This is a genomic window from Vibrio sp. M260121 (assembly GCF_036533715.1).
In the GTDB taxonomy this organism is placed as follows: Bacteria; Pseudomonadota; Gammaproteobacteria; order Enterobacterales; family Vibrionaceae; genus Vibrio.
The window spans coordinates 40,261-58,252 of record NZ_JATABF010000040.1 but is presented as its reverse complement, the minus strand read 5'-3'; the positions used below and the strand labels follow the sequence as shown (position 1 = coordinate 58,252).

The following is a 17,992-nucleotide window of genomic DNA, read 5'->3' as shown; positions in this document are numbered from 1 at the left end:
GTTCTGAAGTTGAACTAGCAGTGAAAGCGGCTGAGCAACTAACCGCTGAAGGTAAGAAAGTGCGCGTTGTTTCAATGCCATCAACAGATGCATTCGACAAGCAAGACGCAGCTTACCGTGAATCAGTACTGCCATCAGACGTAACTGCACGTATCGCTGTAGAAGCTGGCATTGCAGACTTCTGGTACAAGTACGTTGGTTTCGACGGTCGTATCATCGGTATGACAACATTCGGTGAATCTGCACCGGCTGACCAACTGTTCGAAATGTTTGGTTTCACTGTAGAAAACGTAGTGAACACAGCAAAAGAACTATTAGCGTAATTTAGCGCTAGAAATGAAAAACCGAGCATTAGTGCTCGGTTTTTTTGTGCCTATTCAAATTCGTTTCCCCAGTTATCCTTCTCTTTGTGTCCACATTCCTTACAAGTGACATAACGATCCATATCGTAATAGTGACCGCCGTTTATCAGGGTATGAGCCCAAAGTTTTAAGGTTCCAAGAATCGATTTATCCGTATCGTAACTGCTTGGTTTACGGACCAGCACCTCTGAGTGTGGTGTTTCTCTATTGCATCGCTTGCAAAAGTGAGCAGTGGGAAAACCTGACATACGCATTTCCTTTTGGTGGTCAAACAAGGAGTTAAAATGCCAAGCGAAACGCGTAACGTCAGAACTCAATATATTGGTGGTATGAATATTCCGGGAAGTGAAAAGATAGTTTACCGCGAGTGAGATCACTTACTTAATGCGCTCAGCCTCCGTATCAGGTACTATCTGTGACACGAATTTTTGGTGAGGCGAAGGATAAATGCTAAAAGTTGCGATCAATGGATTTGGACGTATCGGTCGTAATGTACTGCGAGCAGTATATGAGAGCGGTAAGCATCAGCAGATAAAAGTTGTGGCGGTTAATGAACTCGCGCAACCCGAAGCGATGGCACATCTTCTTCAATATGACACTAGTCATGGCCGCTTCGGAAAGAAAATCTCGCACGACCAAGAACACCTCTATGTTCACCACGACAGTGGCGAATTCGATCCCATTAGAATCCTTCACCTTGCTGAAATTGAACTCTTGCCATGGCGTGACTTAGAAGTCGACATCGTGCTCGATTGTACTGGTGTTTTCGGCTCACAAGCCGATGGCCAAGCTCATATTGAAGCAGGCGCGCAAAAAGTTCTGTTTTCACACCCTGGCGCAAGCGATCTCGATAACACCATTATTTACGGTGTGAACCACGAAACCCTCAGAGATGAGCACCGCGTGGTGTCCAATGGTTCATGTACCACCAACTGTATCGTTCCTATTATTAAAGTATTAGATGAGGCCTTTGGCATTGAGTCTGGCACCATCACCACGATTCACTCTTCAATGAACGATCAGCAAGTTATCGACGCTTACCACAATGATTTACGCCGTACGCGTGCAGCCAGTCAATCCATCATTCCAGTCGATACTAAGTTGCATAAGGGTATTGAAAGAATCTTCCCGAAATTTTCCAACAAATTCGAAGCTATTTCGGTTCGAGTTCCGACAGTTAACGTCACTGCGATGGATTTAAGTGTCACAATTAGTACAAATGTGAAAGTTAATGACGTAAATCAAACCATTGTTAACGCATCTCAGTGTACATTACGTGACATTGTTGACTATACTGAATCGCCGCTCGTTTCCATCGACTTTAACCACGATCCCCATAGTGCAATTGTGGATGGAACTCAGACAAGAGTGAGTAACGGGCAACTCGTTAAAATGCTTGTTTGGTGCGATAACGAATGGGGCTTTGCTAACCGGATGCTGGATACCGCCTTAGCAATGCAAGCTTCTTCACAAGTGGAGCAATAATGGTGAAGAGGCGATGGAGAAATTTTTTATTTTAAGCCTTGAAATAAATCTGACGTATCTCCATATCAGTAACCAGTTTGAAGAATTAACGGGCTTGGCAGGATTGCCGAGTTTTTAAAAACTTTAATTATTTAATATTTGAGAGGACACATCATGTCTGTAATCAAGATGACTGACCTGGATCTTGCAGGTAAACGTGTATTTATCCGTGCTGACCTAAACGTGCCAGTAAAAGACGGTAAAGTAACTTCAGATGCACGTATCATCGCATCTCTTCCAACTATCAAGCACTGCCTAGAAGCAGGCGCTAAAGTTATGGTTACTTCTCACCTAGGTCGCCCAACTGAAGGTGAATACGCTGAAGAGTTCTCTCTACAACCAGTAGTTAACTACCTAAACGACGCACTAGAGTGCGAAGTTAAACTAGCGAAAGACTACCTAAACGGTCTAGAACTAAACGCTGGTGAACTCGTTGTTCTAGAAAACGTTCGCTTCAACAAAGGCGAGAAGAAAAACGAAGAAGAACTGTCTAAGCAGTACGCTTCTCTATGTGACATCTTCGTAATGGACGCATTCGGTACAGCTCACCGTGCACAAGCATCTACTCACGGTGTTGGTATGCACGCAGACGTAGCATGTGCTGGTCCTCTACTAGCGAACGAACTAGAAGCTCTAGGTAAAGCAATGGACAAGCCTGCTCGTCCAATGGTTGCTATCGTAGGTGGTTCAAAAGTTTCTACTAAGCTAACTGTTCTTGAGTCTCTATCTAAAATCGCTGACCAACTAGTTGTTGGTGGTGGTATTGCTAACACATTCATCGCAGCTGCGGGCCACAACGTTGGTAAGTCTCTATACGAAGCAGACCTAGTTGAAACAGCTAAGAAGCTAATGGACGAGTGTGCAATTCCAGTAGCAACTGACGTTGCATGTGCGAAAGCATTCGACGAGAACGCAGAAGCTGAAATCAAGCACGTTTCTGAAGTACAAGACGACGACATGATCTTCGACCTTGGTCCAGATTCAACTGCTGAACTAGCAGAAATCCTTAAGAACGCTAAGACTATCCTATGGAACGGTCCAGTAGGCGTATTCGAATTCAAGAACTTCGAAGCAGGTACTAAAGGTATCTCTGAAGCTATCGCAGCTTCTGAAGGTTTCTCTGTTGCAGGTGGTGGTGACACGCTAGCAGCTATCGACAAGTTCGGTATCAAAGCTGACGTATCTTACATCTCTACTGGCGGCGGCGCTTTCCTTGAGTTCGTAGAAGGTAAAGTACTTCCAGCAGTTGAAATGCTAGAAGCACGCGCTAAGTAATATTAGTAAAGCGGGAGTCCTCTCCCGCTTTCTTGTTTGCTGCAACGAGAGTGGAACTCTGCTAAAATAGCCCCAGTTGTGAGCAAACGTTTGCAAGATTTTCAATTTAACAAGTTTTGTTTATAAAACGACAGATAAATAGGATTACATCCATGTCTAAGATCTTCGACTTCGTAAAACCAGGTGTTATCTCTGGCGATGACGTTCAGAAAGTATTTGAAGTAGCAAAAGAGAACAACTTTGCACTTCCAGCAGTAAACGTTGTTGGTACTGATTCTGTAAACGCAGTACTTGAAGCAGCTGCAAAAGTTAAAGCTCCAGTTGTTGTTCAGTTCTCTAACGGCGGCGCAGCTTTCTTCGCTGGTAAAGGCGTTAAACTTGAAGGTCAAGGTGCTCAAATCCTTGGCGCTGTAGCTGGTGCTAAATACGTTCACGCTGTAGCTGAAGCTTACGGTGTGCCAGTAATCCTACACACTGACCACGCTGCTAAGAAACTTCTACCATGGATCGACGGTCTACTAGACGCTGGTGAAGAGTTCTTCGCTCAAACTGGTAAGCCTCTATTCTCTTCTCACATGCTAGACCTTTCTGAAGAGTCTCTAGAAGAGAACATCGAAACATGTGCTAAGTACCTAGAGCGCATGGCTAAAATGAACATGACAATCGAGATCGAACTTGGTTGTACTGGTGGTGAAGAAGACGGCGTTGATAACTCTGATATGGACGCATCTGAGCTTTACACTTCTCCAGAAGACGTTGCATACGCATACGAGAAACTAAGCGCTGTTAGCCCACGTTTCACTATCGCAGCATCTTTCGGTAACGTACACGGTGTATACAAGCCAGGTAACGTTGTTCTAACTCCAACTATCCTACGTGACTCTCAAGCATATTGTGCAGAGAAGTTCGGTATCGCACCAAACGCTCTAAACTTCGTATTCCACGGTGGTTCTGGTTCTACTGAAGCAGAAATCCAAGAGTCTATCGGCTACGGTGTTATCAAAATGAACATCGATACTGATACACAGTGGGCTACATGGGACGGTATCCGTGCATACGAAGCGGAAAACCGTGATTACCTACAAGGTCAAATCGGTAACCCAACTGGCGAAGACGCTCCAAACAAGAAGTACTACGATCCACGCGTATGGCTACGTGCTGGTCAAGCTTCAATGGTAGCTCGTCTAGAGAAAGCATTTGCTGACCTAAACGCAGTAGACGTACTATAATTCGTCTCAACTGAGTTTCTAAAAACCCGCTCTTAGAGCGGGTTTTTTTATGTCTAAACAATGAGACTGTCTAGATTCTCCTTCCTGTAGTAATTGATAACTAAATCAACTGCTATATGATCACCGCACTTCATATCCCTTCTGTTTTTGGCGCAAATTTCGAAACTCAGCGCATTTCCGCACCAAGTGGCATAAAACCAAGTAAAAAGTGTGGCGAAATGTAAATCCATTGCGTACTCTGTAACAAGCCAGTATCAGAAAAATCTGATAAAGCTTTGTTTTGTAGGTCTTTGCTAAACTCTGACTTTGCAAAATTTCAGTTTTGAGATATTGTGCCAAAAATCTGACACTGTTCAGGAAAACAATAGGGATGTTGTTGTGAATAAGAACCTATAAAAAACAAGGTTCATAAATTAACGGCAATTAGATTTAATATCTTTATTTTGAGGATACGAATTATGGCAGGTGAATCGATGGGTATCGATACCTCTTTAACGGATGGTTTGAGCAAAGCTGAAACATGGCTAAATAACAACTCAGATCTTCTTATTCAGTACGGTGTGAACATCATTTCTGCACTGCTGATCCTATTTATCGGTAACATTATCGTTAAAGCGGTGGCAAACAGCGTTTCAAAAGTGCTTGAAAAGAAAAAGATGGACAAAGCTGTTGTTGAATTCGTCAATGGTTTAGTTCGTTACCTTCTATTCGTTATCGTACTTATCGCGGCACTAGGCCGTGTAGGTGTTCAAACTGCATCTGTAGTTGCGGTAATCGGTGCGGCAGGTCTTGCTGTTGGTCTTGCTCTACAAGGCTCACTATCTAACTTTGCAGCGGGCGTACTAATTGTTGCATTCCGTCCATTCAAGTCTGGTGACTACGTAGAAATCGGCGGTGTAGCAGGTAGTGTTGAAGCAATTCAAATCTTCCAAACTGTACTAAAAACACCTGACAACAAAATGGTTGTTGTACCGAACTCATCAGTTATCGGCGGCGCAATCACTAACTACTCTCGCCACGCTACGCGTCGTGTAGACCTAGTTATCGGTGTTTCTTACAGTGCTGACCTTAAACAAACTAAGCAAGTTATCCGTGACGTGCTAGAAAAAGATGAGCGTATCCTTAAAGATCCAGCAATCCAAATTGGTGTACTGGCTCTAGCAGATTCTTCAGTGAACTTCGTGGTTCGTCCATGGTGTAAAACTGCTGATTACTGGGACGTTTACTTCGATTCTACTCAAGCAATCAAAGAAGCGTTGGATGAAGCAGGCATCGAAATTCCATTCCCACAAATGGATGTTCACTTGAACAAAGTAGAAGCTTAATCCCTTCGATTGAGAACATGAAAAAGCGAGGCGTTTGCCTCGCTTTTTTATTTCTAGGATTTTTATATTTCTAATAGGGTATTGCTGCCAGCAAGGAGTAGTTGCTTGAGCTCTTTACCTGCAAAACCGAAAGTCGATTCGGGTAAACCAGGAGTATAGAGTAGCTCTTCATGTTGATAGAGGGCCGTATCGACGATAATGGTGACATGTTCAGGTAAGCCAATAGGACAAACTGCGCCGGGCACACAACCTAGTTGCTCAATCATTTCATCGTCGCTGCAAATTGAAGGTCGTTTACCAGTAATGGCTTTGATTTGCTTGGAGTCTAAACGCGAGTCCTTGTCGGTTAGGTACACCGCATAACCTTGTCCTTTTAGCTTGAGAAAAAGACTCTTAGTATGCGTGCCTGTCCAACCGAGTTGTGCGGCGACTCTGACGTCGGTTTCGAAGTCGAGAATGGCTTCGTGTCGCCATTCTCGAAAGGGGATGGAGAGCGCATTGAATCGCTCTCGGTTGATTTGATGGATTTTTTCCAGTGACTCCATGTCGTGTTTCTTTCCTATTTTTCTTTACCAGTATTTGGTGGTTAACTCATTCGCAAGAACAAAAGCGATAGTAAACATCATAGCGGCAACCGCAATATCGATGCCTTTCTTCACTTTTGGTTTTGAGAGCGTCGGACCTAATTTCGCAGCACCTAGTGAGAGTGTGTAGAACCACACAAATGAAGCCATGATGGTGCCCATTGCAAATGCGATGCGATCATTCCCTTCGAATTGACCACCAATTGAACCCAAGATTACTACGGTATCTAAGTAAAGATGTGGGTTCAACACTGTGACGGCAAGTGCGCCAAGAATCACGGTACGACGACCTCGAGCGACGACTTCACCTTTCGATTCAGAGGTGTCTGCCGGTTTGAATGCGCTTTTTAGTGACAGTAAGCCGTAAACACTTAAGAAGGCAATACCACCTAAAGTGACTGAGGTCAGCAGGATTTCATTTTGCGATAGGATCGCACCACCACCAAAAATACCAAGCGATATGAAGATCATATCTAGGATGCTACAGATGGTCGCGGTCGTCAGGTGATGTTGACGCTTAATACCTTGGTTAAGGACGTACGCATTCTGCGCACCGATTGGAATGATCATTGTCGCACCTAAACCGAATCCTTGTAATAACACCCAAAAGCTCACAACACACCTCAAAAAATTAGCAATAGAACAACAGAGGAATGGAAGATAAAACTTTTATTTAAATAAGTATAATTAATGATTTTAATATATTATTAGCAATACTTATCGAGGTTTTTGGGCGTTTATTAAGGAGAAAAAACACGTGCGAGGATTGGACTATAAATGGATTGAAGCGTTAGATGCGGTGGTACATCAAGGCAGTTTTGACCGAGCGGCTGAACACCTTTTTGTCTCACAATCCGCCATTTCCCAGCGTATCAAGCAGCTAGAGAAGTACCTTGCCCAACCGGTTCTTATTCGGGAGCAACCACCAAAACCAACCCCGATTGGTAAGAAGTTACTCGGGCTTTATCGCCGAGTAAGATTGCTTGAGCATGAAATCCTCCCTGAACTAAAAAACGACACGACAACACGTCCTGTACAGCTTTCATTAGCAACCAATGCAGACAGTCTCGCAACTTGGCTCTTACCTGCGTTGCAAGACGTAATGAAGCATCGCCAAGTGGAACTAAAACTGACCATTTATGGCGAGTCGCGCTCGATTGAGAAGCTAAGAAGCGGTGAGGTTGCAGGGGCGATCAGTTTAGAGTCTCAAGCCATCCCGGGCTGTCGAGCAGACTACCTTGGTCGCATCGATTATGTTTGCGTCGCCAACCCAGAGTTTTATCAACGTTACTTCTCGGAAGGGGTCAACAACCAGACTTTGGCCAAAGCGCCGGCGGTGTCTTATGACCAATATGATGATCTGCATAAGAAGTTTTTAACGGAACACTTCAACGTGAGGCCAGATAGCGTGATTCATCACAACATCAGTAGCTCAGAAGCTTTCCTTAAGATGGCGTTAGCAGGCGTGGCTTATTGTTTGATTCCCCGATTGCAGATCACTGACGAACTGGAGAAAGGTGAGTTGATTGATATTACGCCGGGCTTTTTGATGTCCTATCGAATTTACTGGCATCACTGGCAGTTAGAAACGGGGGTGCTTCAAGAGATCTCACAAGCGATCGTTGGCTATGCGCAACAACATTTGCCACAATAAGTTCCCGCTTGGCTCACGTTTTAAGCTGAAATCACGGCGAAGTAACACAGTCAAAGTTGTGTTAGAAGTCGCTTAGGGCGCTTGGATAATTGGCAGAAGTTTCTATGATGAAGCTATATACACTCCAGTTCATTGGTGCCTTTAATTTTTCTGGTTTAGATGAGGCATCAACTTAATCCGCCATGGCATTCATCGAGTATCTCGTCTTGAACTCCGGCATTTGGAGTGATTTTTCTATTTCAATACGGATGGATTTATCGAATGAAACTGTCTTCAATTTTTCTGGCTTCGGCACTAAGCCTTACTAGTGTTTCTGTACTTGCGAATGATGCACCTGATTTTGCTCATGTGAGTACGACTGGATATGGTGAAGTTGTTGCAACTCCAGATATGGCCACTTTCTCTGTGAAGGTGGTTGATACCACAATGACTGCGGAGCAAGCGAAGCAATCGGTCGATAATACCGTTGATGCGTTTCTAAAAAGCTTAGCGGATGCAGGGTTGTCAAAAGACAACATCACCAGTTCAAACCTATACTTAGCACCGCAGTATCACTATCCAAAATCGGGCAAAGCAGAGCTAGTTGGCTATCGCGCATCACGTAGTATTGATGTGACGGTTAACGATCTTGCTAACTTGAATGAATACTTGGACATGGCGTTAAAAGCTGGCATTAATCAAGTCGATAATATTCAGCTTAAAGTGAGTAACCAGTCTGAGTATCAACAAAAAGCGCGTATGGAAGCAATCAAAGATGCGCAAAGCAAGGCGGCATCTTTAGCGACTGGTTTTGATAAAAAATTGGGTGATGTTTGGCAGATTAATTACAACCAAATGCACGCACGCCCAGTACTAATGCGTTCAATGGCAATGGAAGCTGTAGGAAGCTCAAATAGCTACCAAGACTCGACACTCGTGATTCGTGATCAAGTTGATGTGATTTACAAGCTTAAATAAGCCCAGTTAAACACGACGAACAGAAACAGAAAAGGCAGGGAAGTCCCTGCCTTTTTTATATCTAGTAATCAGTGGTTAATGAAGGATGCGAGCACGGATTGTGCCTTCGATGCCTTTTAGTTTCACCAGTGCTTCTTCTGCACGAGAAGTCTCTACGTCGATAACCACGTAACCGATCTCAGCTGCAGTTTGTAGGTACTGACCTGCGATGTTGATGCCGTCTTCAGCAAAGATGGTGTTGATTTGCGTCAGGATACCAGGGCGGTTTTTGTGGATGTGCAACAAACGTGAACATTCACGATGCTCAGGCAGTGATACCTCTGGGAAGTTCACACTTGATAGCGTTGAACCGTTGTCAGAGTATTTCGCCAGTTTACCAGCAACTTCAACACCAATGTTTTCTTGCGCTTCTTGCGTTGAACCACCGACGTGTGGAGTTAGGATGACGTTGTCGAACTTCTGCAGTGGAGACTCAAATGCATCAGCATTGGTTTTTGGCTCTACTGGGAATACGTCAACCGCAGCGCCTGAGATGTGACCAGACTCTAGACTGTGGCACAGAGCTGGGATGTCTACGACAGTACCGCGCGCAGCGTTGATAAAAATTGCGCCTGGCTTCATGCGTGCGAACTCTTCTGCACCCATCATGTTTTTTGTCTCTGGCGTTTCAGGAACGTGCAAAGAAATGACGTCACACTTGTTCAGTAGTTCGCTCATGGTGAACACTTGCGTTGCGTTACCTAGCGACAGTTTGTTTTCAATGTCGTAGTAGTAAACGCGCATGCCTAAGTTTTCTGCGATGATACCCAGCTGAGTACCGATGTGACCGTAACCGATGATACCCAGGCGCTTACCACGTGCTTCGTAAGAGCTGTCTGCACTCTTCTTCCAAATACCACGGTGTGCTAGTGCATTTTTCTCAGGGATACCACGAAGAAGTAGTAGAACTTGGCCTAATACCAACTCGGCAACACTGCGCGTGTTTGAGAATGGTGCATTAAATACAGGGACACCGCGTCGAGCGGCAGCACTTAGGTCAACTTGGTTGGTACCGATACAAAAACAGCCAATCGCAACTAGCTTATTCGCCGCATTGATCACTTCTTCCGATAGGTTCGTTCGGGAACGGATACCGATGAAGTGCACGTCTTTTACTGCTTCAATCAGCTCTTCTTCTGAAAGGGAACCTTTGTGATATTCAATGTTGCTGTAGCCAGCTGCTTGAAGAACTTCAACTGAAGAAGGGTGGAGTCCCTCTAGCAAGAGGATCTTAATCTTTTCTTTTTCCAGTGAAACTTTGGCCATTTTTCTCGTCCTTAAAATGGAAAGGTGGGCTAATGTGGCGCACATAAAGCAAAACCATTAAAAAGGGGATAATTAACAGTTTTGTCGGAAGACAAACGTTTCCCTGTGCGTCTTCTGCTCAATAAAGTAACAAAAAATTTTTGCTTTGGGTAAGAAAATTACGGAATAAGGCATGCTTTTCTTAGAAAAAGGAAGAAAAAACGGCGCCCTAGGGCGCCGTCTGTAATGAAATAACAGAAAATTTAAATCATCTAATGATTTATTCTTCTATTTTCGCACCTTCTGGTGTGCCAGTGATAACCACGTCAGCACCACGGTGAGCGAATAGACCTACCGTTACCACACCTGCAATGCCGTTGATCTTGTCTTCAAGCTCTTTCGGGTTAGTGATTTGCATGTTGTGCACGTCTAGGATTACGTTGCCGTTGTCCGTTGTTACGCCTTCACGGTATGCAGGATCACCGCCTAGTTTTACCAATTCACGAGCAACGTATGAACGCGCCATTGGGATAACTTCGACAGGAAGTGGGAACTGACCAAGTACGTCAACTGCTTTTGTGCCGTCAACGATACATACGAATTTCTCTGAAATAGCCGCAACGATCTTTTCACGAGTCAATGCAGCACCGCCGCCTTTGATCATTTCACGCGCTGCGTTGATTTCATCTGCACCATCAACGTAGATATCTAGCATTGCTACGTCGTTACACTCGTAAACCTCAATACCAAGCTTTTTTAGACGCTCAGTAGAAGCAACAGAGCTAGACACTGCGCCTTTGATATCATCTTTGATACTGCCTAGGGCATCGATGAAGTGATTCACGGTAGAGCCAGTACCAACACCGACAATGCTGCCTTTCTCAACATACTTAAGTGCTGCCCAACCAGCCGCTTTCTTCATTTCATCTTGAGTCATGCCAATCTCCTGAATAGATGTTCGTTAACGTTTGCGGCGTGATTATAGCGGGTAAGTGTCACTTTTCCCATTGCCAGATTTGGCTTGGAGTCACGATCTTAGGTAATGGAATATCCCAACTTTCAACGGGTAGGCGCTCTACATGCTGGCAATCGTGAGCGATACCGATCGGTTTGGCACCTTCGCCAGAGCTAAACCAGCGTGAGAGTGTCCTGTCGTAGTAGCCTCCGCCCATACCTAAGCGATGGCCGACACTGTCAAACCCGACTAACGGTGTACAAATGACATCCAGTTCACGAACCGGTTTCAGGAAACGGATATCAAGCGCAGGTTCTAAGATTCCATATTTGTTATACACCAACTGCTCATCATTGACGTATTGCAAGAAGAGTAATTGACCTTTAGAGAAAGGATGAATGACGGGCAGGTAAATCGACTTACCTTGCTGCCATAGTGATTCAATCAAAGGTTTAGTGTCTAACTCGCCATCGGCAGACAAATAGATGGCAATGTGCTGTGCGGTTTTGATTTCTGTTAACTGTGAAAACTGCTGAACGAGATCGAGCCCAGCTTGGAACTGAGTATCGCTACAAAGGGCGTTGCGTTTTTCACGGATGAGTTTGCGGAATTCTTGTCGAGATAGGTCTGACATAGAGAGGATACCCCAGGGTGCCGTTGAGGATTGTGGCCCTTGAACCAGCTGGTTCAAGGCGGATCAGCAATGATAACCGTAGGCTTCTCGGTGCATGCCAAGCTTGCTCAATAGCTATCAAGTACTAACCCTTTGGTATTGCTTATCGGCTCAGGGACTTAAATCCAACTGACGCACACCCCAGGGTAAATTTGGTATCTACTGCTGTCCTTGTGTTACCTTACTAAGCGCGCTTTCTAAAGACGCGGTGAGCTTTTCCATTCGCTCAGTAATTTCTTGTTGCTGACCGTTAGATTCGTATGACTTGGTATGCAGTTCATAACAAATGTTCAACGCAGCAAAGGTCAGTAGCTGAATTTCATTGGTTACCTTAGTACGCTCGCTCATCTCTTTCAATCGACGATCAAGATCTTTAGCCGCTGTAATTAGTGACTCTTCTTGCCCCGCAGGACAATTGACTCGTGTCATTTTGCCAAGGATTTCAACGTCGATCGCTTGATTGCTCATGATGAATAAACTCTATATTCGCGCTATCTAAGGCGTTGCGTTATACAACTACCGAGGAGGAAACTATAGGAAAACCGCTATTAAGATTCAAGCATTTCCCATCACAGAAAGAAAAATGGTGAAGTGATCACACAGGAATTGGGCAAATTGATTAAATGCTGTCCAAAATTGAATTTGATAGCCGTTTCAGCCGACTAGGCTTGATGGTAGGATATGTCGATACATTATTACGCAAGAATGAGCCAAGATTATGAGTGAAATCACCCTTCCTGAATACCAATCTATTGCTGCCGAACTGAAATCTGCAAGCCTTGCTGTGACCCCAGCAGAATTGCACGGTCTACTTGTTGGCATGCTAAGTGGTGGATTGGCGATTAACGACCAAACCTGGCAACCGATTCTGTTTGATTACACCAACGAAGGCATGGGCTGGCCATCAAGCGCATTAGCACTGGCACAAAGCGTGTTCCGAGTAACCGTTAACGAGCTAACTGGCACTTCTATGGAGTTGTCTCTACTGCTTCCAGATGAAGCGGGCGAAGAAGGTTTGTTTGCACTAGCAGATGGTGTGTCTGACTTTGTGAACCACTTTATCTCAGGTATGGGCTTAGCGGGCATTGCGATTGATAAGGCATCAGACGATGCAAAGGAAGCCCTGGCTGATCTAGAAGAAATCGCCAAACTTGGTATTGATGAAGATGATGACCTAGGCGAGCAAGCGCTATTACTAGAGCAAGTAATCGAACACGTTAAAGCCTGCGTATTAACTATTCATGCAGAGTTTGGTGCTCGTCCTGAAAGCAACGAAAACAAACCAACGATTCATTAATCACTCGTTTCCCATTATCGAATAGTTTCTAGAGGTTAGCATGAGGCAATATGACGTTGTAATTGCTGGTGGTGCCATGGCTGGTGCCACACTTGCGTTAGCAATCGACCGTTTATCTAAAGGCGCGCTGCAAATTGCGGTCGTTGAGCCTTTTAAAGCCCAATCGGATCAACATCCGGGCTTTGATTCGCGCTCGATTGCTCTGTCCTACGGTACGGTCAATATTCTGCGTCACTTGCAGTTGTGGTCTGCTATAGAGCCTTGTGCAACCCCAATTGAACATATTCATGTTTCTGACCGATCTCATGCGGGCATGACTGAGATTACCAAGCACGAAGTTGGCGTTGAAGCGCTTGGCTACGTAGTGGAACTCGCCGATGTTGGCCGCGTCTACCAAGAGCTCTTGGATAACAGTGAGGCTATCACTCTGTTTTGCCCTGATTCGGTTGCGAACATCGAGCGTGAGCAAGACAAAGCACACATTGAACTGAGCAGCGGTGAGAAGTTAGAAGCTAAGTTACTGGTGGCTGCCGATGGGGCAGTATCGCAATGTTGTCAGCAAATCGGCTTAGAGTTGTCTGAACATGATTTTGACCAAGTGGCAGTGATTGCGAATATCGTGACGCAAGAGCCTCATCAAGGTCGCGCTTTTGAACGCTTTACCGAGAATGGTCCAGTCGCACTGCTGCCGATGAGTGATAACCGCATGTCGTTGGTGTGGTGTCTGCGTCCTGAAGAAGCGCAGACCGTGGTGAACCTATCTGATGCGGAGTTTCTTGAGCGTTTGCAGAACGATTTTGGTTGGCGACTAGGTGCGATGCAGAAAGTCGGACAACGTGCGAGCTATCCGCTTCTTCTGCGTCATCGTAAGCAGAACATTTCACACCGCTTTGCTATTGTCGGCAATGCTGCACAAACGCTTCACCCTATTGCCGGGCAAGGCTTCAACCTTGGTATTCGTGATGTGGCATCTTTAGCGGAAGAGGTTGTTAAGCAAGCTGAAGACGTGGGTCGTTATCAAGGCCTGATGCGATTTAGTCAACGCCGTGAAGATGATCGTAGCGAAACGATTTGGCTAACCAGCTCTCTCGTGCATATTTTCTCAAATGATTTACCTGCGATGCGAATTGGGCGTAATCTTGCCCTCGCAACGATGGATAACCTTTCTACTTTTAAGCAGCCGCTGCTACGCCATACACTTGGTTTAGTGAAACGATAAACGGCAACGAATTAGGTAACAAATAGCAATGATGCAAAGTGTAGATATCGCCATCATCGGCGGTGGAATGGTCGGTTTAGCATTAGCTGCCGCTTTTAAGGACAGTGACCTGCGTGTGGCCGTTATTGAAGGTGCAGTACCAAACGACACACTCAACGAACTACCAGATGTTCGCGTATCGGCGTTAAGTCGTTCAAGTGAAACCATCCTTCGCAACCTTGGTGCGTGGCAAGGTATCGAGCAGCGTCGTGCCTCACCATACTATTCGATGGAAGTATGGGAGCAAGACAGCTTCGCTAATATTGCATTTGATGCGCAGAGCATGGCTCAGCCTGATCTCGGTCATATCGTTGAAAACCGTGTGATTCAATTAGCGCTGTTAGAGCAAGTACAAAAGCTCGATAACGTGACGCTGTTTATGCCTGCTCGTTGTGCAACACTTGCCGTGGGTGAGCAAGAAAGCTGGCTAACGCTCGACAATGGTCAAGCTATGACAGCGAAGTTGGTTGTTGGTGCGGATGGTGCAAATTCTTGGCTGCGTAACCAAATGGATATCCCACTAACGCATTGGGATTACGGCCATAGTGCACTTGTCGCGAACGTAAAAACCGCTGATCCACACAACAGTGTTGCGCGTCAGCTCTTTACACCGCAAGGTCCACTGGCGTTCCTTCCAATGTCAGATCCGCACATGTGTTCGATTGTTTGGTCTACCGACCCAAATCGCGCAGAGCAACTGCTAGCGATGAATGAGCAAGAGTTCAATAAAGCACTGACTAGCGAATTTGATGTGCGTTTAGGTTTGTGTGAAGTCGTTGGTGAGCGTGCGGCATTCCCACTTAAGATGCGTTATGCGCGTGACTTTGTGGTTGAACGCGTGGCGTTAGTTGGCGATGCAGCACACACAATTCATCCACTAGCAGGACAGGGGGTGAACCTTGGTTTATTGGATGCTGCAAGCTTAGCGCAAGAGGTGTTGGCGCTGTGGAAACAAGGGCAGGACATTGGCACCAAACGTAACCTACGTGGTTATGAACGTTGGCGCAAAGCTGAGGCGGCGAAGATGATAGCGGCAATGCAAGGCTTCCGTGATCTGTTCTCTGGTGAGAACCCTGCCAAGAAGCTGGTTCGTGGTATTGGTTTGAGCCTAGCAGGACAACTGCCGGGTGCGAAAGATGAAATTATGAAGCGTGCACTAGGTTTGAAAGGCAATTTGCCGGAACTAGCGCGTCAATAAGCGCGTTTATCGCTTCACGAATAGAAGACACAAAAAAGGCTGGTTCATCCAGCCTTTCTTATTACATCGATGTTTAAGCTAAGCGTATGCGCATCTGAGCTTCATAATCTCTTGGTTAATCTCTTTTACTGCCTGAAAGTGACGTTTTTCAGCTTTCTCTGGCAACATCAATTTTCCGTTATCAAACTCGAATTTACCGACTCCGTAAATATAAATTCTTCCTTTAAAAAGACGACTTATGTGTTTAGCAATCATACCTGGTGTATAGCGCTTAAACAGTCTCATATTTACTCTTCCTTATCTCTTACCTAGCCCAGTTATTCTACGTTTTTCGCGTAAAAATTATTGTGACAGCAATAGTATTAAGTGCAGTTGAGGTACTTGGCTTTAGAGATTTGTGCTGCCTTAGACAAATTGACAGAGTCATATCTCAAATAGCGTGAGGATTACCTCAAAAAATCATTATTGAAGGAACCAGTCCTTGAGTCCTCCTGTTCTTACGTGGTGCATTAAGCATCAGTTTTGTTACAGAATTAAGAATAGAAGGAAAATGATTGTTTGCTAAATGTTTTTACTCAATGGGTTGCATTTTGTTCATTTTGACGAAGTTGAAACTTCAAATGCATTGCTTTCATTGAGTTAGAGGAAGGAAAAGGGAAAAAGTTCCACGCAAAAAAAGCCCGCTTCGGCGGGCGAATAGTCACAGATGCATTACACAAAAGTGGACGACTGACTTAATGAACGCTGTCATACAAGTCAGCTGATTCACTTTATGTTGATTAAGTCGTTGTTGAAAACTTAACCAACAAATTCAGCATATACGAGTTTTTCATGCGTGACTATTTATGTTTTTAAAATGATTAAAAATTCTTTAATGTAATCGGCGAGATATGAGTGAGATCACGCAGGAGTGAGAATCCTGCGCTCGATTACATGTTAGCGGCAGATATCAGCCATGGTTGGTTGGCACAATTGGATGAGATCATCGATGGACAGCGCTAAGCCTGCCATGCGATCACCGCTGCTAATGGTGATTTCTTTTTCTTCAAGCAAACTTGGGTCAAACACGATCGGCATGTAGCGTTTTAAAAGTAGTGGCGTGACAGTACCAATCTTGTATCCGGTAATCGCTTCTACGTCCGCTTGATCAACACAGGTCATGCGACGGCATTGCAGTAGTGCGCGTACCTTCTTTGGATCAACGCTACGATCACCTGGAGCACAGGCAAGCGCATATTGGTTCCCCATATCGCGCAAAAGAATCGCTTTGACCATTTGAGAGGAGCGAATGCCGCGTTGTTGCGCGGCATCCTCAATGGTTGTTGCTGGCCTTTGATGAGGAAGAAGGCGGAACTCGATGTTCTGGTCCGCCAAAAACTGCATCAAAGGGGTATGAATGGTATTACTCATCGTCAAGACTGTACGGTAGTGCAGCGATTTCCCATTCGCACTCTGGCTGAGCAACCAAGCGCAGACGAGTGTCATCGTCCAGGTTGTTTGGTAACACAATGAGACCCATCGCTTGGTTATCGCTGAATTGGTAATGTGTGAGCAATGCGCCTACTGAACGCCAGTTTTCACCGACACTACGTTCCAATTCGATCGCACCCTCACCTAAGGCTTCAGCGGTTGCACCTTTAACAATGTACATTGCACGTTTGTTGGTGCCGCGGTATTTCGCGCGTGCTACGGTTTCTTGGCCTGTGTAGCAGCCCTTCGTAAAGCTGATGCCACCGAGCGCTTGTACGTTTAGCGCTTGTGGAATGTGCTCGTTTTGCGCGTCTGCTGCCACGTATGGTAGTGCTGCTTCAATATCGAAACGGGTCCAAAGTTCATGAGTGGTCAGTGTTGCTTGGCTGTCTTCCAATAACGATTGTGCTGCTTCTGCTGTAAGCGCAAGTAACCAGCGGTTTGAAGCCACTTTGACTGCAGTGCCACCTTCAACAGTACGCACTTCGCCAGAATCAGCATTTAATGTTGAGATGAACGCATCGGCATTCTCACCAGCGACACCTAGCACAACGTCGCTAGACTTTTCGATGGTCACTTTAGAGAACACCGCGTACTTTTTGATTTCTTTCAGTTCCACTTCAATCGCTGATTTCGGCTGAACCATTGCGTAGCCATCGTTATGGTGGAATAGGCGGAAGACGCTCCACACTTTACCTTTCGCATCACAATGGGCACCCAACATTGATTGGTCTTTCTCAAGAGAAACCACATCACAAGTAACTTGACCGTGTAGGTATGACTTTTTGTCATCCCCGACCATGGTGATCATGCCTAGGTTATCCAATAGCGAGATAGACAGCTCAGGTAGTGCGTCTTGTGTCGATAGGTTCAGCGGTGAAAAGCGAGTTTGCCATTCCATGATTACAATGCCTTTTGAAGATATTTTTCAGCTATGTTAAATGCAG

At 45.2% G+C, this 17,992-nt stretch carries 20 protein-coding genes and 1 other RNA gene; 10 read left to right on the top strand and 11 right to left on the bottom strand.

All coding sequences use genetic code 11. The annotated features are described in order from the left end of the window. The coding region (locus QTO06_RS19285) for a transketolase-like TK C-terminal-containing protein (RefSeq protein ID WP_331409406.1) at positions 1-323 on the top strand (323 nt) is incomplete at its 5' end. A gap of 50 nt (positions 324-373) precedes the next feature. Here QTO06_RS19285 and QTO06_RS19280 read toward each other — a convergent pair. Then, positions 374-610 (bottom strand): hypothetical protein, encoded by a 237-nt coding sequence (locus QTO06_RS19280; protein ID WP_005449753.1) that lies wholly within the window; start codon positions 608-610, stop codon positions 374-376. A gap of 199 nt (positions 611-809) precedes the next feature. Here QTO06_RS19280 and epd point away from each other — a divergent pair, with 199 nt between their 5' ends. From epd to mscS, 4 genes are all read left to right on the top strand, one after another. Continuing rightward, on the top strand, positions 810-1,847 hold the full coding sequence (epd, locus tag QTO06_RS19275; RefSeq protein WP_331409404.1) for an erythrose-4-phosphate dehydrogenase: 1,038 nt from the start codon (positions 810-812) through the stop codon (positions 1,845-1,847). A gap of 153 nt (positions 1,848-2,000) precedes the next feature. After that, entirely contained in the window at positions 2,001-3,161 is a 1,161-nt protein-coding gene (locus QTO06_RS19270; RefSeq protein WP_331409402.1) for a phosphoglycerate kinase, read from the top strand. Positions 3,162-3,313: 152 nt separating this feature from the next. Continuing rightward, positions 3,314-4,390: a class II fructose-bisphosphate aldolase gene (gene fbaA / locus QTO06_RS19265; RefSeq protein WP_005436482.1), complete on the top strand. Its 1,077-nt coding sequence runs from the start codon at positions 3,314-3,316 to the stop codon at positions 4,388-4,390. Between the two features lie 458 nt (positions 4,391-4,848). Further along, complete coding sequence (gene mscS / locus QTO06_RS19260) at positions 4,849-5,715, top strand: small-conductance mechanosensitive channel MscS (protein ID WP_005436480.1); 867 nt, start codon at positions 4,849-4,851, stop codon at positions 5,713-5,715. 62 nt (positions 5,716-5,777) lie between these two features. Here the strand turns inward: mscS and QTO06_RS19255 are convergent, their stop codons facing one another. Both QTO06_RS19255 and QTO06_RS19250 read right to left on the bottom strand, forming a co-directional pair. Beyond that, complete coding sequence (locus tag QTO06_RS19255; protein WP_331409399.1) at positions 5,778-6,260, bottom strand: YbaK/EbsC family protein; 483 nt, start codon at positions 6,258-6,260, stop codon at positions 5,778-5,780. Positions 6,261-6,284: 24 nt separating this feature from the next. Next, positions 6,285-6,914 carry a LysE/ArgO family amino acid transporter gene (locus tag QTO06_RS19250; protein WP_331409398.1) on the bottom strand — a complete coding sequence of 210 codons (630 nt, stop codon included), beginning with the start codon at positions 6,912-6,914 and terminating at the stop codon, positions 6,285-6,287. A gap of 142 nt (positions 6,915-7,056) precedes the next feature. Between QTO06_RS19250 and QTO06_RS19245 the strand changes: the two genes are divergently transcribed. Together QTO06_RS19245 and QTO06_RS19240 are read left to right on the top strand one after the other, a co-directional pair. Further along, positions 7,057-7,953 (top strand): LysR family transcriptional regulator ArgP, encoded by an 897-nt coding sequence (locus tag QTO06_RS19245; protein ID WP_009707613.1) that lies wholly within the window; start codon positions 7,057-7,059, stop codon positions 7,951-7,953. 261 nt (positions 7,954-8,214) lie between these two features. Beyond that, positions 8,215-8,910, top strand: a complete 696-nt coding sequence (locus tag QTO06_RS19240) for an oxidative stress defense protein (protein WP_331409397.1) — start codon at positions 8,215-8,217, stop codon at positions 8,908-8,910. Between the two features lie 75 nt (positions 8,911-8,985). Here QTO06_RS19240 and serA read toward each other — a convergent pair whose 3' ends face one another. The 5 genes from serA to QTO06_RS19215 all read right to left on the bottom strand — a co-directional run bounded on the left by serA (position 8,986) and on the right by QTO06_RS19215 (position 12,290). Then, positions 8,986-10,215 (bottom strand): phosphoglycerate dehydrogenase, encoded by a 1,230-nt coding sequence (gene serA / locus QTO06_RS19235; RefSeq protein ID WP_009707610.1) that lies wholly within the window; start codon positions 10,213-10,215, stop codon positions 8,986-8,988. A gap of 259 nt (positions 10,216-10,474) precedes the next feature. Next, entirely contained in the window at positions 10,475-11,131 is a 657-nt protein-coding gene (rpiA, locus tag QTO06_RS19230) for a ribose-5-phosphate isomerase RpiA (protein ID WP_331409395.1), read from the bottom strand. Between the two features lie 58 nt (positions 11,132-11,189). Next, positions 11,190-11,783, bottom strand: coding sequence for a 5-formyltetrahydrofolate cyclo-ligase (locus QTO06_RS19225; protein ID WP_331409394.1), 594 nt, complete (start codon positions 11,781-11,783; stop codon positions 11,190-11,192). A gap of 5 nt (positions 11,784-11,788) precedes the next feature. Beyond that, a non-coding RNA gene (gene ssrS / locus QTO06_RS19220) (6S RNA) lies at positions 11,789-11,973 on the bottom strand. A gap of 8 nt (positions 11,974-11,981) precedes the next feature. Next, on the bottom strand, positions 11,982-12,290 hold the full coding sequence (locus QTO06_RS19215) for a cell division protein ZapA (RefSeq protein WP_038897030.1): 309 nt from the start codon (positions 12,288-12,290) through the stop codon (positions 11,982-11,984). A gap of 250 nt (positions 12,291-12,540) precedes the next feature. Here QTO06_RS19215 and QTO06_RS19210 point away from each other — a divergent pair, with 250 nt between their 5' ends. From QTO06_RS19210 to QTO06_RS19200, 3 genes are read left to right on the top strand one after another with little or no spacing between them, the layout of a single operon-like run. Further along, positions 12,541-13,119, top strand: coding sequence for a YecA/YgfB family protein (locus tag QTO06_RS19210; protein ID WP_331409392.1), 579 nt, complete (start codon positions 12,541-12,543; stop codon positions 13,117-13,119). 40 nt (positions 13,120-13,159) lie between these two features. Then, positions 13,160-14,338, top strand: coding sequence for a 2-octaprenyl-6-methoxyphenyl hydroxylase (ubiH, locus tag QTO06_RS19205; RefSeq protein WP_331409391.1), 1,179 nt, complete (start codon positions 13,160-13,162; stop codon positions 14,336-14,338). Between the two features lie 28 nt (positions 14,339-14,366). Then, the gene (locus QTO06_RS19200; RefSeq protein WP_331409389.1) at positions 14,367-15,575 is read left to right on the top strand and encodes an FAD-dependent 2-octaprenylphenol hydroxylase; all 1,209 of its coding nucleotides are present in this window, start codon (positions 14,367-14,369) and stop codon (positions 15,573-15,575) included. Positions 15,576-15,653: 78 nt separating this feature from the next. On the opposite strand, the gene QTO06_RS19195 is transcribed toward QTO06_RS19200, so the two are convergent. From QTO06_RS19195 to ygfZ, 3 genes are all read right to left on the bottom strand, one after another. Then, positions 15,654-15,860, bottom strand: a complete 207-nt coding sequence (locus QTO06_RS19195) for a DUF1107 domain-containing protein (RefSeq protein ID WP_005449772.1) — start codon at positions 15,858-15,860, stop codon at positions 15,654-15,656. 651 nt (positions 15,861-16,511) lie between these two features. Next, positions 16,512-16,985 (bottom strand): aminoacyl-tRNA deacylase, encoded by a 474-nt coding sequence (locus QTO06_RS19190; protein WP_162093536.1) that lies wholly within the window; start codon positions 16,983-16,985, stop codon positions 16,512-16,514. Next, a complete protein-coding gene (ygfZ, locus tag QTO06_RS19185; RefSeq protein ID WP_331409387.1) occupies positions 16,978-17,946 on the bottom strand; it encodes a tRNA-modifying protein YgfZ in 969 nt (322 codons plus the stop codon). Before ygfZ ends, QTO06_RS19190 begins: the two co-directional genes overlap by 8 nt. Positions 17,947-17,992 lie beyond the last annotated feature (46 nt).

Excerpts from the sequence above, each read along its gene's own strand:
- QTO06_RS19280 (WP_005449753.1), bottom strand. The coding sequence starts at position 610 with ATGTCAGGTTTTCCCACTGCTCACTTTTGCAAGCGATGCAATAGAGAA.
- epd (WP_331409404.1), top strand. The coding sequence starts at position 810 with ATGCTAAAAGTTGCGATCAATGGATTTGGACGTATCGGTCGTAATGTA.
- QTO06_RS19270 (WP_331409402.1), top strand. The coding sequence starts at position 2,001 with ATGTCTGTAATCAAGATGACTGACCTGGATCTTGCAGGTAAACGTGTA.
- fbaA (WP_005436482.1), top strand. The coding sequence starts at position 3,314 with ATGTCTAAGATCTTCGACTTCGTAAAACCAGGTGTTATCTCTGGCGAT.
- mscS (WP_005436480.1), top strand. The coding sequence starts at position 4,849 with ATGGCAGGTGAATCGATGGGTATCGATACCTCTTTAACGGATGGTTTG.
- QTO06_RS19255 (WP_331409399.1), bottom strand. The coding sequence starts at position 6,260 with ATGGAGTCACTGGAAAAAATCCATCAAATCAACCGAGAGCGATTCAAT.
- QTO06_RS19240 (WP_331409397.1), top strand. The coding sequence starts at position 8,215 with ATGAAACTGTCTTCAATTTTTCTGGCTTCGGCACTAAGCCTTACTAGT.
- serA (WP_009707610.1), bottom strand. The coding sequence starts at position 10,215 with ATGGCCAAAGTTTCACTGGAAAAAGAAAAGATTAAGATCCTCTTGCTA.
- rpiA (WP_331409395.1), bottom strand. The coding sequence starts at position 11,131 with ATGACTCAAGATGAAATGAAGAAAGCGGCTGGTTGGGCAGCACTTAAG.
- QTO06_RS19225 (WP_331409394.1), bottom strand. The coding sequence starts at position 11,783 with ATGTCAGACCTATCTCGACAAGAATTCCGCAAACTCATCCGTGAAAAA.
- QTO06_RS19215 (WP_038897030.1), bottom strand. The coding sequence starts at position 12,290 with ATGAGCAATCAAGCGATCGACGTTGAAATCCTTGGCAAAATGACACGA.
- QTO06_RS19210 (WP_331409392.1), top strand. The coding sequence starts at position 12,541 with ATGAGTGAAATCACCCTTCCTGAATACCAATCTATTGCTGCCGAACTG.
- ubiH (WP_331409391.1), top strand. The coding sequence starts at position 13,160 with ATGAGGCAATATGACGTTGTAATTGCTGGTGGTGCCATGGCTGGTGCC.
- QTO06_RS19200 (WP_331409389.1), top strand. The coding sequence starts at position 14,367 with ATGATGCAAAGTGTAGATATCGCCATCATCGGCGGTGGAATGGTCGGT.
- QTO06_RS19195 (WP_005449772.1), bottom strand. The coding sequence starts at position 15,860 with ATGAGACTGTTTAAGCGCTATACACCAGGTATGATTGCTAAACACATA.
- QTO06_RS19190 (WP_162093536.1), bottom strand. The coding sequence starts at position 16,985 with ATGAGTAATACCATTCATACCCCTTTGATGCAGTTTTTGGCGGACCAG.
- ygfZ (WP_331409387.1), bottom strand. The coding sequence starts at position 17,946 with ATGGAATGGCAAACTCGCTTTTCACCGCTGAACCTATCGACACAAGAC.